Consider the following 13,888-nt stretch of genomic DNA (forward strand, 5'->3'; position numbering starts at 1 on the left):
CGTCCGCGTTCGCGCGCGGGGGGGCGGGCGTCAGCGGCCGAGGCGGGACTCCAGGGCGCGCAGGTCCGCGGTGAGGGCGGACCGCACCGGGCGGGACATCAGCGGGCCGGCCAGGCGGAGGCCGCCGCGGACCCGGATGCGGGCGAAGGTGCCGGTCCGGGTGGGCTCGAAGGTGTAGGTGACGCGCATGGGCATCGGCCCGGCGACGGAGACCATGTCGAGCACCGTCGGCGGGTCGTGGCGCGACACGCGCAGCACGTACGAGAAGGACCGGCCCAGGAAGTGCGCGGTCCGGGTGACCTCGGCGCCCGCGCCGAAGCCGCCGGTGTCGGCCTCCCGGGTGAGGGTGGCGCTGCGGATGCCCCGGGTCCACTCGGAGTCGTGGCGCCAGTCCATCGCGTAGGCGGCGACCGTGGCGGGCGGGAGGGGGATCAGGCGTTCCACTGTGACGTCGAGCATGATCACACTCTCCCGCCGGGCGAGCCGGCGCGCTCCCCGGACTCGCCCGGGCGGAGGCGGGCCCCGGTCAGAGCCCCAGGATCCGCTGGGCCTGCGCCCGCATCTCGACCTTGCGGATCTTCCCGGTGACCGTCATCGGGAACTCCTCGACGACGTGCACGTAGCGCGGGATCTTGACGTGGGCGAGCCGGCCCGCGCAGTACCCGCGGACGGCCTCGGCGGTGAGCGGCTCGGCGCCCTCCCGCATCCGGATCCAGGCCATCAGCTCCTCCCCGTACTTGGCGTCGGGGACACCGATGACCTGGACGTCGAGGATGTCCGGGTGGGTGTGGAGGAACTCCTCGATCTCGCGCGGGTAGAGGTTCTCGCCGCCGCGGATCACCATGTCCTTGATCCGGCCGGTGATGGCGAGGTAGCCGTCCTCGTCCATCACCGCGAGGTCCCCGGTGTGCATCCAGCGGGCGGCGTCGACGGCCTCGGCGGTGCGCTCCGGCTCGCCCCAGTAGCCGAGCATGACGGAGTAGCCGCGGGTGCAGAGCTCGCCGGGTTCGCCGCGCGGGACGGTACGGCCGGTGGCCGGGTCGACCACCTTGACCTCCAGGTGCGGGCCGACCCGGCCCACCGTGGCGACCCTCCGCTCGACCGGGTCGTCGACCCGGGTCTGGGTGGAGACCGGCGAGGTCTCGGTCATGCCGTAGCAGATGGAGACCTGCGCCATGCCCATCCGCCCGATGACCTCCTTCATCACCTCGCTCGGGCAGGGCGAGCCGGCCATGATGCCGGTGCGCAGGCTGCCGAGGTCGTAACGGTCGAAGTCCGGGTCGGCCAGCTCGGCGATGAACATGGTCGGCACGCCGTACAGCGAGGTGCAGCGCTCGGCGGCGACGGCGGCCAGGGTGGCGCCGGGCTCGAAGGAGGGGGCGGGGATGACCATGCAGGCGCCGTGCGAGGTGGCGGCGAGATTGCCCATCACCATGCCGAAGCAGTGGTAGAACGGCACCGGGACGCAGATCCGGTCCTGCTCGGTGTAGGCGAGCAACTCCCCGACGAAGTATCCGTTGTTGAGGATGTTGTGGTGGGAGAGCGTCGCACCCTTGGGGAAGCCGGTCGTCCCGGAGGTGTACTGGATGTTGATCGGGTCGTCGGGCGCCAACTCGCCCTGCCGTTCGGCGAGTCGGGCCGGGTCGGCGCGCCGTCCGGCGGCGGTCACGGCGTCCCAGTCGGGGCCGCCGAGCAGCAGGACGTGCTCCAACTCCGGACAGCGGGGCCGCACTTCAGAGATCATCCCGGCGTAGTCGGAGGTCTTGAAGCGCTCGGCGGCGACCAGCAGCCGGATGCCGGCCTGGTTCAGCACGTACTCCAACTCGTGGGCGCGGTAGGCCGGATTGACCGTGACCAGGATCGCGCCGAGCTTGGCGGTGGCGTACTGGGTGAGCGTCCACTCGGCGCAGTTGGGGGCCCAGATGCCGACCCGGTCCCCCTTGGCGATCCCGAGTTCCAGCAGGCCGAGCGCCAGGGCGTCGACGTCGGCGGCGAGTTCGGCGTACGTCCAGCGGCGGGCGGTGGCCCGGTCGACCAGGGCGTCGCGCCCGGGGAAGGCGCGCACCGCGCGGTCGAGGTTCTCCCCGATGGTGTCGCCGAGCAGCGGGACGTCCGAGGTGCCGGAGGCGTAGCTGCGCGGGGTCGGCGTGGTCGGCACGGGCGGGCTCCCTGGGGACGGCGGTGCGGGACGGGGTCCATGGTCGCGGGCGCCGGCCCCGCGCCGCCACCCCCGAACGGGGGTACGGACACGGCGCTGGGGCCGCCCGTCACGGTCGACGGACGGCCCCAGCGCGCGGGGTCACTTGTTGATGCAGGTGTTGCCGAACGCCGGGTTGAGGAGCCCGATGATGTCGATCGAGTTCCCGCAGACGTTGGCCTCCAGGTTGATCGGGACCTGGATCACGTTGCCGGACAGGATGCCGGGCGAACCGATGGCGGCCCCGTTGGCGGTGGCGTCGCCGGCGGACGCGGTGCCGGCCCCGGCGAGGACCGTCACCGCGGCGAGGGCGGTGGCGGCGAAGGTGGTACGCATACGCATTGCGTCACTCCTTGTGAGCAGAGCGGGTCGAAGTGTGACGATCACACCTCGCCCACGATCACAAGGGATGCGCTCCTCCGCACGCCGGATTCGCCCGTCTAGGGCGTGTCGCCCTCCCGACCCACCGGCTCCCCGCCCTCGGGACCGGCGCCACCGAGCGATTCCAGCAGGTCCCGGGCCGGACGCAGGCCCGGCTCGGCCGCCACCGCGCGGTGCAGCAGCCCGAGGGCGAGCGGCCCCTCCCCGGCCGCCAGGGCCTCCAGTGCGCGGTTGTAGTCGATCCGTCCGGCGTAACGCAGCCGGAACAGCACGGACAGGTCCTCCCGGCAGGACGGGCAGCGCAGGGTCACCGGGTCCGCCGGAACCCTGCACAGCGGGCACGGCACCGGCGGGGCCCCAAGGGCCGCGACAGCGCCCCCGGCGCCCGGGACGGACACGGCGTCCACGGCGCTCATCGCGGCCCCGCCTCCTCCGGCCGGACCGGGCCGAGCGACTCCTGGGCCGGCTCGCTGCCCAGCTCCCGCTGCGCCTGCGCGTACAGGGCCAGCAGGTTCGACATGTGGGTGTTCACGTCCGCCATGTTGGGCGCCTCCACGGCCTCGTCCAGGCCGCGCAGCTCGGCCATGATCAGCTGGGCCAGGGCGGGCGAGACCATGCTCTGGGTCACGTAGATGTTGCACATGGTCAGCATCCGCATGGTGTGCCCGAGCGAGTCGCACAGCTCGTCCGCCTTGCGGGCCGAGCGCACCGCGCCGTCCCAGTCGGCGGCCTCCCGGCGCAGCCGCAGCTCGGCGGCCACCGACCGCAACCGGTCCAGGTCGCTCGGGTCGAGGAGCTTCTCGCAGTAGTGGATGAACAGGCTCAGGTACGCCTCCGAGCCGCGCACCCAGCGCTGGGCCTTGAGCTGCTGCTGGGCCCGCTCCAGCGCCGCGTCCACCGACTGGCCGCGGGTCTGCCCGGCCGCCAGGTCGTCCAGGGTGTCCATCAGCCGCTGCGCCTCGCGCATCTCGGCCTCGGTCAGCTCGCCGCCCCAGCGGTCGGTGAAGGACTCGATCTGCCGCTGCTGCTCCTCCACCTGCACCTTCAGCTCCGGGTCGAGGGTGACCCGCTCCAGCTTGACGGTCTTCTCGGCGCCGCCCTGGATCCGCACCGACAGCGTGATGGTGCGGTCCCGGTCGAGGCCGAAGGCGACCTCCACCGGGGTACGGCCGCCCAGGCCCTCGGGCAGCCGCAGGGTGAGGTGGCCGATCAGCTCGTTCTGCTGGGCGATCTCGTGCTCGCCCTCGTAGACCGCGACCTCCAGCCGCTGCCGGCCGCTGCCGGAGACCACGAACTCCCGGCTGACCGGCGAACTCGTCGGGTAGCTGGTGTTCTTGGGGATGATGACGGCGAGGCGGCCGTCGTTCAGCTCGATGCCGAGGTTCTTCGGGGTGATGTCGAACGGGTTGGTGACCTGCGCCAGTTCGCCGCAGCCCGGGCAGACCTCGCAGCCCGGCGGGTTCACCAGGCCGCAGGAGGCGCAGCGCAGGCCGACGTCCTCGGCGGCGGTGGTGGCCACCCTGGTGTGGCCCGGGGCGGCCGAGTTGAGCGGCTCGCCGCACAGCTCGCAGGCGGTGACGCCGGGGGCGGCCGGGGTGCCGCAGCGCGGGCAGTTGCCGCCGTGCACCACGGCGGTGGCCCGGGTGGCCTGCCGCGGGACCGTCCCGCCGCCGCCCGAACCGTCCAGCGCCTGCTCGCACTTGGGGCAGGAGGCCGCCCCGGCGTCGACCGGGAGGTGGCAGGTCGGGCAGGAGACCCGGTCGCCGCCGAGCAGGCCGGCGGCGCAGTTGGCGCAGTTGGAGGCGGACAGGTCGCCGGGGGCCCGGCACTCGGGGCACTCCACCTCGCCGACCAGCGCGGACTGCACGGCCGCGCCGAGCGCCACGCACTGCATCGGGTTGACGCCGCGCCGGATCCGGCGGGGGCCGAAGACCTCGCCGAGCCGGCGGGCGACCAGCGGGATCGCGGTCGAGCCGCCGACCAGCACCACCTCGTCGATGTCCCCGACGGTCAGGTTGGCCTGCATGATGGCCTTGTGGGTCAGCTCGATGGTGCGCTCGATCCGGGCCTCGATCAGCTCCTCGAAGCGGGCCCGCTCGAACTCCGTCTCCAGCACCAGCTGTCCGGCGCCCAGGCCCGGCAGGATGACCTCGGAGGACTCCTGGTGGGAGAGCTCGATCTTGATGGTCTCGGCGGTCGCGGCGATCTTCGGACGGTCGCGCAGGTCGGGCTGGTACTCCGCGCCGTACTCCTCCCGGATGTCCTCCAGCAGCGCGGTGGTGATCCCCCGGTCGAAGTCGTCGCCGCCGAGCAGGTTGTCGCCCTCGATGCCGAGCACCGAGACCGAGCCGGGCACCAGCAGCAGGATGGAGATGTCGAAGGTGCCGCCGCCGAGGTCGTAGACCAGGACGGTCTTCCCCTCCTCGCCCGCCTCGGAGGTGATCCCGTAGGCGAGGGCGGCTGCGGTCGGCTCGTTGATGATCCGCAGCACGTGCAGGCCCGCCATCCGGCCCGCCTCCTGGGTGGCCGCGACCTGCCGCTCGCCGAAGTACGCGGGGACGGTGATGACGGCGCGGTGGAAGGGCTCGCCGAAGCGCTGCTCGGCGTCCTCCTTGAGGCGGTGCAGGATGATCGCGGAGATCTCGATCGGGGTGTACGAGCGGCCGTTGAACCAGACGTTGACGTCGCCGTCGGTGCCCGCGGTGACCTTGTAGTCCACCTCCTTCAGGGCCGCCTGGACCTGCGGGTCCTTGAACTTTCGGCCCATGAAGCGCTTGACCGAGCGGATCACGTTGGCGCCGTCGACGGCGATCCGGCTGCGCGCGGTGGAACCCACCAGCAGCTCGCCCTTGCGGCCGCTGCCGACCACGGAGGGCGTCGCCTCCTGGTTCTGCCGGTTGAAGATGATCTCCGGCTCGCCCCGGCGCAGGTGGGCGACCACGGAGTTGGTGGTGCCCAGGTCGATGCCGAGTGTGCGGTACATGTCGTTCCCCTCTTGCCCCTCGTGGTCCTGGCTACTTCTTGCGCTTCATCTGCCTGGCCTGCTCGGCCACGGCCTTGGCCCGGCGGCGGGCCCGGGGCGGGGCCGCCTTGGGCTGGGCCCGGGTGACCGGCGTGGCGGCTTCAGGTGCGTCGTCCGGCTCGGGTGTCTCGGGTGTCTCAGGCTTGACGGCCTCGGTGGCTTCCGTTGTCTCGAGGGCTTCGACGGTCTCGGCGGCCTCGGCGGTCTCGGTGGCCCCGGGCGCCTCCGGCTCGGCGACCGCGGGCTCCGGGTACGGGTCCGGGTGCGGCTCCGAATCCGGTGCGGCGACCACCACTTGGGCCCGGCGCAGCACCTCGTCCCCCCAGAAGAACCCGGTCACCACCGTCCGTACCACCGTCTCCGGCGCCACCCCGGACCGGGCCTCGGTGCCCACGATCTCAGTCAGGTCCGGGTCGGCCGTCATGCCCTCCAGCCGCATCGGCCGCACCCTGGCCTTGGCGAGCTGCCCGAGCAGCCGGCGCCGGGTGGCCTCCAGGCCGGCGCCGCGCCCGAGCGCCACCAGCTCGCGGTCCAGGCCGAGGGCGGCGAGCGCGTCGTCCACCTCGACCAGGATGCCCAGCAGTTCGCGCTGCTCGGCCCGGGCGGCCTGCTTCTGCTCCGTCAGCTTGCTCCCCAGCAGGGACGCCCGGAAGAGCAGTCGGCCGAACGCCTGCTCCAGGTCGACGTCCTCGACGCCGGGCGGGATCTCCAGCGGCCGGTGCCCGTCAACCAGGGCTTCGGCGGGCGCGTCGGTGGGTGCGTCGGTCATTCTGGGACCTCGATCTGCGGCAGCACGGACAGGTCCGCCGCGTAGCGGGCGGGGACGGGCGGTTCGGGGTCGGCGCCGCCGGGGGCGGGCTCGGTGAAGTCGGCGGCCAGCTCGGCCCGGTGGAGGGCGGGCAGGGCGGCGGGCGGCAGCGGCGGGCGCTCGATCACCAGCAGCGGCTCGACGAGTGCGGGGGCGAGCAGCTCGGCGGCCTGGTCGACCGGCTCCGGCGGGAGGGGCCGCTGGAGGTCCGCCTCCAGGCGCCGGTCCGGGTTGCGCAGCAGCGCGGCGGCCTCCTGGATCTGCTGCCGGGTGTACCGGCCGGCCCGCATCGCCGGTCCGACGGCGAGGTTGATCTCGCGCACGCCGGCCGTGAGCGGGATGCCCAGGACCTCGTACGGCGACGGTTCGTGCAGTGGCATGGCGGGCGGTCTCTCTCCTCACGGTGGCGGTGGCGGTTCGGTCGGCGCTTCGGGTGACGGCTCGGCCTGCGGCGTACGGTCTGCGGCGTACGGTCCAGGACGCTCCCGACTGCCGTGCGGTTGCCGTCAGTAGAGCGACCTGATCCGCATCTGCATGGCGTGCAGCTCAGGGTCGTCCGGGCTGTACTCGACGGCCGTGCGGGCCAGCTCCTTGGCCTCGCGCAGTTTCCGGGCGTTGGCCTGCTGGACGGCGAACGAGCCGTAGACGATGCCGAGTTCGCGGCACAGCTTGTCGGTGTCCTCCTGGGTGCCGGACAGTTCGAGCGCCTCCTCCAGCAGCTTGATCGCCGCCCGGTAGCGGCGGGCCTCGTAGTGGCTGATGGCCTTGCCGCGCCAGAGGCTGACCATCAGGCGGCGGATGTCGGTCGAGTCGTCGTAGGACCTGGCCTTCTCGAGCATCGCGGCCTGGTCCGCGAACGGCTTGTCCTGCATCGCGTCCACCACGTGGTTGGCGATCAGCACCGAGACCCGGCGCGGGGCCTCGTGCTCGACCCCGCCCTCCCACTCCGGGTCGGCGCGCAGCGCCTCGGCCATCCACGCGACGGCGCGGCGGTGGTCGTCGGCGAAGGCGGCCGAGCGGGCGAGCTGGCGCAGGACGAAGATCAGGCCGATCCGGTGGTCGGGGTCGGGGTTGAGTTCGACGAGCGCCCGCCAGGCGCCGGCGGCCTCCTCCAGTTCCGCGTCGGTGGCGTCGGGGTGGCTGAGCTGGCCGGCCCGGTTGCCGAGGGCGGCCTCCAGGAAGTGCCGGGCGGTCGGGTCGCCGGGGACCAGCTCCAGGCTCTTCTCCAGCAGCCCGAGGGCGCGGGAGTAGTCCTTGTCCTCGTTGTTGATCTTGCGCGCCCACTGGGCGTAGGTGGCGCCGAGGTCGCCCCGCACCTCGGGGTCGTCGGGGGCCAACGCCAGGGCCTTCTCCAGGAGTTCGGCGGCTCCGGCCTGGTCGTCCAGGCTGTTCTTGAGCAGCGCGCGGGCGGCCCGGACCCCGGACTCGGCGGCGATCGCGGCGGCGTCGGCGGGCAGCTGGGCGCCGGGGACGGCCCGGGCGCGGGAGAGGCTGTCCAGGGCCTCGCGCCAGTCCTGGTTGCGGTGGTGCTCGCGGGCCTGGCTGACCAGGGACTCGCCGAGCAGTTCCTGCCAGTCCTCGCCGCGCCGCTGCTCGGGCACCGCGTCCAGGGCGGCGACGGCGGCGGCCTGCCTGCCCTGGAGCTGCAGGTAGCGCTGCGGGCCGAGTTCGCCGAACAGGCCGAGGGCCCGGGTGGGAGCGGGCGCGTCGGGGCCGGCCGGGCGCTGCCGCCAGGGCCGGACGGCCTGCTCGAAGGCCTCGGCCCAGCCGTCCGCTCCGGGCTCGGCGCGCAGCAGCCGGTCGAGGGTCGGGCCGAGCGCGAGGCGGCGGGCCGGGCGGCCGGGCAGGGTGATCCGGACGTCCTCCTGGGCGAGCGCGTCCGCGCAGTGGGCCTCCAGGCCGAGGCGCAGCGTCCAGGCGGTGACCTCGTCCCCGCTGCGCCCGGCGGCCCGGTCCAGGGCGCGCAGGTCGTCGCGGAGGCGGTCGAGCAGTCCGGTACGGGCGGCGGCCAGCCGCTGGGGCTCGGCGGTACGGCCGGTGGTCCGGGCGGACTCGGCCCACAGCTCGGGCTGGTGCAGGGCGGCGACGAGGCTGCCGATCGTCCAGGCCCAGACCTCCTGGCCAGGGGCGTCGGGACCGTCGGCTGCGTCGGCGGCGGTGTCGGCGGCGTCGGAGGCACCGGCGGCGAGCCGGTAGCCGGCCAGGCCGAGCGCGTGCAGCACCCGGGGGTGGGCCGGGTCCCTGAGCAGCAGCTCGCGGTAGGCCTCCCAGGCCTCCCGGAGGCGGCCGTCGAGGACGGCCTGGTGCGCCTCGTGCTCGGCGAGCAGGGCGAGCGCGCCGGCCACCCGCTCACGGCCCGGCACCTCGCGCCCCGGCACCCCGTCGCCGGGGACGGGCTGGAGCGCCTGGCGCAGGTCGACGGCGGCCTGGCCGAGCCGACCGGCGGCGAGGGCGGCGCCGGCCCGGCGGACCAGGACGGCCGCGCGGGCCGCCCCGGCCTCGGCGGGCACCCCGGCCAGGGCCTCGTCCAGGCGGCCGAGTTCGGCGCGCAGCAGGGCGAGGTCGGTCCGGACGGGCACGGCGGCGGCGCCGTCGCCGAGCGCCACGGCCCAGCGGGCGAGCACCGGTTCGGCCTGCTCGGGGACGCCGGCCCGGCGGGCGCAGTCGAGGACGGCGCGCAGCGCGGGGGCGGAGCAGCGGACGCAGCGGGGCGGGGCGGCGGCCTCGGGGGCGTGCTGGTGGTCGGGGCAGGCCTCGCGGCCGCAGCCGCCGCAGGTGCCGGTGGCGGGGCGGTCGCAGAGCGCGCAGTCGCCGGCCGGCTCCGCCACGGCCGTGCCGGAGGTGAGGAAGTGCCGGTACCAGTCCAGGGCGGCGGCCCAGTTGCCGGCCCGTTCGGCGAGCAGGGCTCGCAGCCGGGCGGTCGCCGGGTCGCCGGCCGGGTCGGGCGGGCCGAGCAGGGCGATCGTCCGGGCCGGGCGGCCGGCCAGCAGGGCGACGGCGGCCAGGTGGTAGCGGTCGCGCGGGCCGTGGTCGGCGTCGAGCAGGGTGGCGACCGGCTCCGGGGTGCCCTCGGCCAGGGCGAGGGCGGCGCGCAGCCGGGCCTGGCGGTGGGTGAGGGCGCCGGGCAGGGTGTCGGCGAGGGCGAGTGCGGCGGCGGCGCGGCGGCGCGGTTCGGCGTGGTCGCGGCCGGTGACCAGCAGGTGGGCGGCCTCGCGCAGGGCGGCTTCGCGCAGCGCGGCGCGGTAGCCGGGGGCGTCCGGGTGCTCGGCGGTGGCCTGCTGCCAGAGTTCGCGGGCGGCCGTCGGGTCGGTGTCCAGCCGGGTGCGGGCGAGCCGGTCGCGGGCCAGGGCCCGGCGGGGGCGCAGGTCCTCGTCGTCCAGCGCCTCCCAGCGGGCGAGGGCGCCGGCCGGGTCGCCGGTGCGGGCGAGGGCGAGGCCGTGGTGGAAGGCGGCGACGGCGGTCCAGCGGGTGCCCGGTTCGGTGCCGGCCCGGGTACCGGCGGCGGCCTCGCTGTCGGCCCCGGTGTCGGCCTCGGCGCGCAGGAGCGGCTCGGCCTCCTCGGCCCGCCCGGCGGCGAGCAGGGCGGCGCCGAGCCGGACCCGGGCGGGGCGCCAGTCGGGGGCCGCGCCGAGGCCGGCCCGGTAGTCGGCGGCGGCCTCGGCGGGGCGTTCGGCGCGCTCGTGCACCAGGGCGAGGCCGAACCGGGCCGGGGCGAAGTCGGGCCGGACGGTCAGGGCGGCGGTGAACTGCTCCCGGGCCCGCTCGTCGGCGCCGAGCAGCAGGGCGAGCCGGCCGAGGGCGTAGCGGGGGCGGGGGTCGGCCGGGCTCTCGCCGGCGGCGGCCGCGAGGTCGGCCCAGGCCGCCTCGGTGGCGCCGAGGCGCTGGCGGGCCAGCCCGCGGAAGAGCAGGCCGTCGGTGCGCAGGGCCGGGCCGCGCCCCCACGGGGAGGGTTCGCCGGGGCCGCGGCGCAGCGCCTCGTCGAAGGCGGCGACGGCGGGTTCGTCGCGGTGCAGGGTGTAGAGCTGGGCGCCCCAGCGGAACCAGAGTTCGGCGCTGCCGGAGGGGGCCGCGGCGGCGAGCAGGGCCTCGGCCTCGGCGGCCCGGTCGGTGGCGCGCAGCAGGGCGGCCCGGGCGAGCACCGGCCAGTCCCGGCCGGGCAGGGCGGCGAGGGCGCGGGCGGTGGTGTCCTCGCGCTGCTCGGGGGCGCCGTCGCGGCAGCGGTGCTGGAGCCAGTCGACGGTGCGGGCGACGGTCTCGGCCTCCGCGCCGGGCTCGGGGCCGGCGGCGGTGGCCTGGAGGTGGGCGAACAGCGGGCCGAGGTCGCCGTCGGGTGCCCGCATCCGCTCCTCGGCGAGCAGGCGCAGGCTCCACCGGGGCAGTTGCCGGGCCGGGTCGGCGAGCAGCGGGTAGGCCTCGCGGTGCAGGGCGAGGGTGGCCTCCTGGTCGCCGGTGGGGACGGTGGCCTCGGCCTGGCCGAGCAGGGCGAGGCCGCGCTGCGGGCCCAACTCCCCGGGTGCGTCGGCGAGTCGGCGGGCCAGCCGGGCGTAGCGGCGGCGGGCCTGGGCGTCCCGGCCGGCGGCGAGCCGGGCGGCGGCGGCGGCCAGTTCCCTCGCCACCGTCGCGGCGTCCAGGGCCCGACGGCGGCGGGCCAGCACGACGGCGGCCGCCGCACCGGCCAGCGCCACCACGACCAGCAGCACCGCTAACAGCGCCATGCACCGTCCCCCTGGGTTCGGACACCATCCATCCCATGACCAACTGGCTTCTGGAGATCATGAGTTGACGTCGTGTCGTGATGTTGCTCGGGCGCCATCAGAATAGGCCCTCGATCGGACAGCCGAACAGGAAAGCGCACTATCCTGGGCAGCGCGGCAGCCGTACGACAGCAGCACAGCAGCAGCTCGTCGGGAGCGGAACGGCAGCACAGCCAGCAGCGCGCCGGCGGTACCTGTACCGGCGCGTCAACAGCGGTCAACCGTCGGGGGTCGAGTGTCGGAGTCGCGTTGGGTGCCCGGGCTCCGGTTCGGGCCGGAGTTCGACCCCGAGCAGTACGAACTCCTGGAGTTCCACCACCGGGGCGGCGAGGCCGAGGTGTGGCGGGCGGTCCGCACCGGGCACAACGGGCGCAAGGAACTGGTCGCCGCGAAGATCATGCTGGAGCGCGACCCGGGCGAGGTGCGGCGCTGGCTCGGCCGCTGGGACGACGTCTCGCACAACGCGCACCGGCTGGGCGTCACCGACCTGGTCGTGCCCAGCTTCCTGCTCGGCCCCTCCCCGCACCGGCCCGGCACCCCGCCCGGCGGCGCGCTGCTGGGCTACCAGATCTCGCCCTGGGTCGAGGGCGTGCCGCTGCACACCTGGGCGCGCGGCCAGCGCGGCGGGCCGCCGGCGGTGGCCGAGGTGCTGGCCCGGCTCTGCCGGATCGTCGACGAGCTGCACCGCAAGCGCTGGGTGCACCGCGACATCTCCCCCGCCAACGTCCTGGTGGACGGCCAGGGGCAGGTCAAGCTGATCGACCTGACCTTCCTCGCCCCGCTGGACCACGCCCTGACCGTCGCGGTGTTCACCCCCGGGCACGTCCCGCCGGAGGCCGAGCAGGTCGGCGGCTTCCCGACCACCGCCAAGGACCTGTTCGCGGTCGGCACCCTCGCCCGCACCCTGCTGCTGCCCGACCACGGCCGCCTGGACCACCGGCTGGCCGCCGAACAGGCCCGCGCCGAACTGCTGGCGGCGGGCTACGGCGAGGAGTTGGCGCGCTGGGCCTGCGAGCCGCTGGCCCGCGACCCGGACCGCCGCCCCGCCCCGCTCGGCCCGTGGGCCGCCCGGGGCCGTGAACTGCTGCGCGCCCACCGGCCGGTGGCCCGCACCGCGGGCCTGGCCGTGCTGCCCGACCCGGCCGGGCGCCCGCTGGTGGTCACCGGCGGCGCCGACGGCACCGCGCTGACCGGGCCCGGCAGCCCCGGCCGGGCCCTCCCTGCGGGCCAGGGCCTCTCCGCCGTACGGGAGTTGACGGCCGGCTGGGCCGGACACCCGGGCGAGCTGGTGGTCTGCGCCGAGGACCGCGGCGGCACCCTGTGGGTCGGTACGGCCGCGGGCTGGTGGGAGGCCGCGCGCGGGGTCAACGGCCTGGCGGGCGCGGTCGGTTCGGCCGGGGAGATGACGGTGTGGGCGGCCGTCGGCGGCGCGCTGCGCTCGTACCGCTGGGCGCCCGGACGCACCCTCACCGGCCAGGAGCACCCCGGCTGCCCGGCCGACCGGGTGCTCGCCGCCGAGGAGGAGCGGCCAGGCAGCTGGCTACTGCTGGTCGAGCACCGCGAACGGCTGCTGAGCTGGCGGCCCGGCGCCGCCCGACCGCCCGTCCCGGTGGGCCCGGCCGGCCCGCTGCGCGCCGGGGCGCTGGCCCGCACCTCCGCCGGACCGCAGGCCGCCGTGCTGCGGGCGGACGGCTCCGTCCAGCTGCACACGCTGGGCGCGGGGGCGGGGGCAGCCGGGGCGGGAACGGAGGCCGGAACGGAGATCGGCGACGGCGAGCCCTCGCTCGGCCTCGCCATGGTGGGCCACCGCGGCGGCCCGACCGTCGCACTGGCCGGAGCGGGCGGCGTACGGCTGCGGCTGCCGGCCGGCGGCGCGTCCCGCCGGCCGCGCTGGTGGCGGCCGACGCTGCGCCCGGCCACCCGGGTCGCGCTGGCCATCGGCGACGACTGGCGGCTGTGCCTGGCGGCGGTGGTGGAGGGCGAGTTGCAGGTGTGGCAGGAGGACGCGGCGTACCGCTGGCAGGCGGTGGAGCTGCCGGAGGAGGGTTAGCGTCGGTGCGCTTCCGGGCAGCCCTGGAGCAGTTCGTCGGAGGGGTCAGGCCGTGGCTTCCGGGCAGCCGTGGAGGAGCTCGGCGAAGGCCGCCCCGGCGGCGTCCCGCGGGAGGATCCGTTCCGCCCGGCGGCCGTCCGGCGTGCTGATCACGTAGCGCTCGGCGTGGTACGAGAAGTCGTCCCAGGGCTCCCAGGTGTGGGCGCGCAGCAGGGTCCGGCCGCAGCGGGTGCAGCCGATCCACGGGACGAGGACCAGGTCGGCCAGCTCCGGTTCGCTCCAGCCCGTGACCACCTCGGCCTCGTCGCGCTCGCCGTCCAGCAGCCGTACCGGGGCGGGCGCGCCGTCGCCCGGGCAGCGCAGGAGGCCGGGGGCGAGCCGCTCGCGCTCCCCCCACTCCTCGGTGAGCACGGAGATCCGCGCCCGGTCCGTGCCGCCGATCGGGATCTGGCGGGCGAGCAGGCCCTCGACCAGCAGACCGAGCCCGCTCTCCTGCTCGCCGACCGCCCGGCAGTCCTTGACGCCCTGGGCGGCGTCGGCGGGCAGGAGGTCGGCGATCCGGTGCCAGAGCGCGGTGTCTTCGTCCATGGGTCGGACTCTAGTCGCGGGCGATCGGCGCTGGTCGGCCAGGGTCTGCGGCGGCGGCGCGCACCGAGGCCCCGGAACCCTGGTGGGG

At 76.0% G+C, this 13,888-nt stretch carries 10 protein-coding genes; 1 reads left to right on the forward strand and 9 read right to left on the reverse strand.

The window, feature by feature from the left end; genetic code table 11:
* Positions 1-30: 30 nt before the first annotated feature.
* The 8 genes from ACFRQN_RS35690 to ACFRQN_RS35725 all read right to left on the reverse strand — a co-directional run bounded on the left by ACFRQN_RS35690 (position 31) and on the right by ACFRQN_RS35725 (position 11,123).
* Positions 31-462 (reverse strand): SRPBCC family protein, encoded by a 432-nt coding sequence (locus ACFRQN_RS35690; RefSeq protein WP_049656735.1) that lies wholly within the window; start codon positions 460-462, stop codon positions 31-33.
* 64 nt (positions 463-526) lie between these two features.
* The gene (locus ACFRQN_RS35695; protein WP_074002483.1) at positions 527-2,158 is read right to left on the reverse strand and encodes an AMP-binding protein; all 1,632 of its coding nucleotides are present in this window, start codon (positions 2,156-2,158) and stop codon (positions 527-529) included.
* Between the two features lie 141 nt (positions 2,159-2,299).
* Positions 2,300-2,539: a chaplin gene (locus ACFRQN_RS35700; RefSeq protein ID WP_079272115.1), complete on the reverse strand. Its 240-nt coding sequence runs from the start codon at positions 2,537-2,539 to the stop codon at positions 2,300-2,302.
* 98 nt (positions 2,540-2,637) lie between these two features.
* Positions 2,638-2,994 carry a hypothetical protein gene (locus ACFRQN_RS35705; RefSeq protein ID WP_074002481.1) on the reverse strand — a complete coding sequence of 119 codons (357 nt, stop codon included), beginning with the start codon at positions 2,992-2,994 and terminating at the stop codon, positions 2,638-2,640.
* Positions 2,991-5,561: an Hsp70 family protein gene (locus tag ACFRQN_RS35710; protein ID WP_117487068.1), complete on the reverse strand. Its 2,571-nt coding sequence runs from the start codon at positions 5,559-5,561 to the stop codon at positions 2,991-2,993. The genes ACFRQN_RS35705 and ACFRQN_RS35710 overlap by 4 nt, the downstream gene beginning before the upstream one ends.
* A 31-nt stretch (positions 5,562-5,592) precedes the next feature.
* Entirely contained in the window at positions 5,593-6,369 is a 777-nt protein-coding gene (locus ACFRQN_RS35715; RefSeq protein ID WP_380744662.1) for a nucleotide exchange factor GrpE, read from the reverse strand.
* Entirely contained in the window at positions 6,366-6,788 is a 423-nt protein-coding gene (locus ACFRQN_RS35720) for a hypothetical protein (RefSeq protein WP_049656716.1), read from the reverse strand. Before ACFRQN_RS35720 ends, ACFRQN_RS35715 begins: the two co-directional genes overlap by 4 nt.
* Positions 6,789-6,914: 126 nt before the next feature.
* Positions 6,915-11,123, reverse strand: a complete 4,209-nt coding sequence (locus ACFRQN_RS35725; protein ID WP_380744664.1) for a hypothetical protein — start codon at positions 11,121-11,123, stop codon at positions 6,915-6,917.
* 292 nt (positions 11,124-11,415) lie between these two features.
* Here ACFRQN_RS35725 and ACFRQN_RS35730 point away from each other — a divergent pair, with 292 nt between their 5' ends.
* Positions 11,416-13,212 carry a hypothetical protein gene (locus ACFRQN_RS35730; protein WP_380744667.1) on the forward strand — a complete coding sequence of 599 codons (1,797 nt, stop codon included), beginning with the start codon at positions 11,416-11,418 and terminating at the stop codon, positions 13,210-13,212.
* 45 nt (positions 13,213-13,257) lie between these two features.
* On the opposite strand, the gene ACFRQN_RS35735 is transcribed toward ACFRQN_RS35730, so the two are convergent.
* Positions 13,258-13,800, reverse strand: a complete 543-nt coding sequence (locus tag ACFRQN_RS35735; RefSeq protein WP_049651139.1) for a hypothetical protein — start codon at positions 13,798-13,800, stop codon at positions 13,258-13,260.
* Positions 13,801-13,888: the final 88 nt, after the last annotated feature.

The organism is Kitasatospora sp. NPDC056800 (assembly GCF_042789775.1).
Lineage (GTDB): Bacteria > Actinomycetota > Actinomycetes > Streptomycetales > Streptomycetaceae > Kitasatospora.

Coding starts and splice junctions, on each gene's coding strand:
- ACFRQN_RS35700 (WP_079272115.1), bottom strand. CDS start 2,539: ATGCGTATGCGTACCACCTTCGCCGCCACCGCCCTCGCCGCGGTGACG.
- ACFRQN_RS35705 (WP_074002481.1), bottom strand. CDS start 2,994: ATGAGCGCCGTGGACGCCGTGTCCGTCCCGGGCGCCGGGGGCGCTGTC.
- ACFRQN_RS35710 (WP_117487068.1), bottom strand. CDS start 5,561: ATGTACCGCACACTCGGCATCGACCTGGGCACCACCAACTCCGTGGTC.
- ACFRQN_RS35715 (WP_380744662.1), bottom strand. CDS start 6,369: ATGACCGACGCACCCACCGACGCGCCCGCCGAAGCCCTGGTTGACGGG.
- ACFRQN_RS35720 (WP_049656716.1), bottom strand. CDS start 6,788: ATGCCACTGCACGAACCGTCGCCGTACGAGGTCCTGGGCATCCCGCTC.
- ACFRQN_RS35725 (WP_380744664.1), bottom strand. CDS start 11,123: ATGGCGCTGTTAGCGGTGCTGCTGGTCGTGGTGGCGCTGGCCGGTGCG.
- ACFRQN_RS35735 (WP_049651139.1), bottom strand. CDS start 13,800: ATGGACGAAGACACCGCGCTCTGGCACCGGATCGCCGACCTCCTGCCC.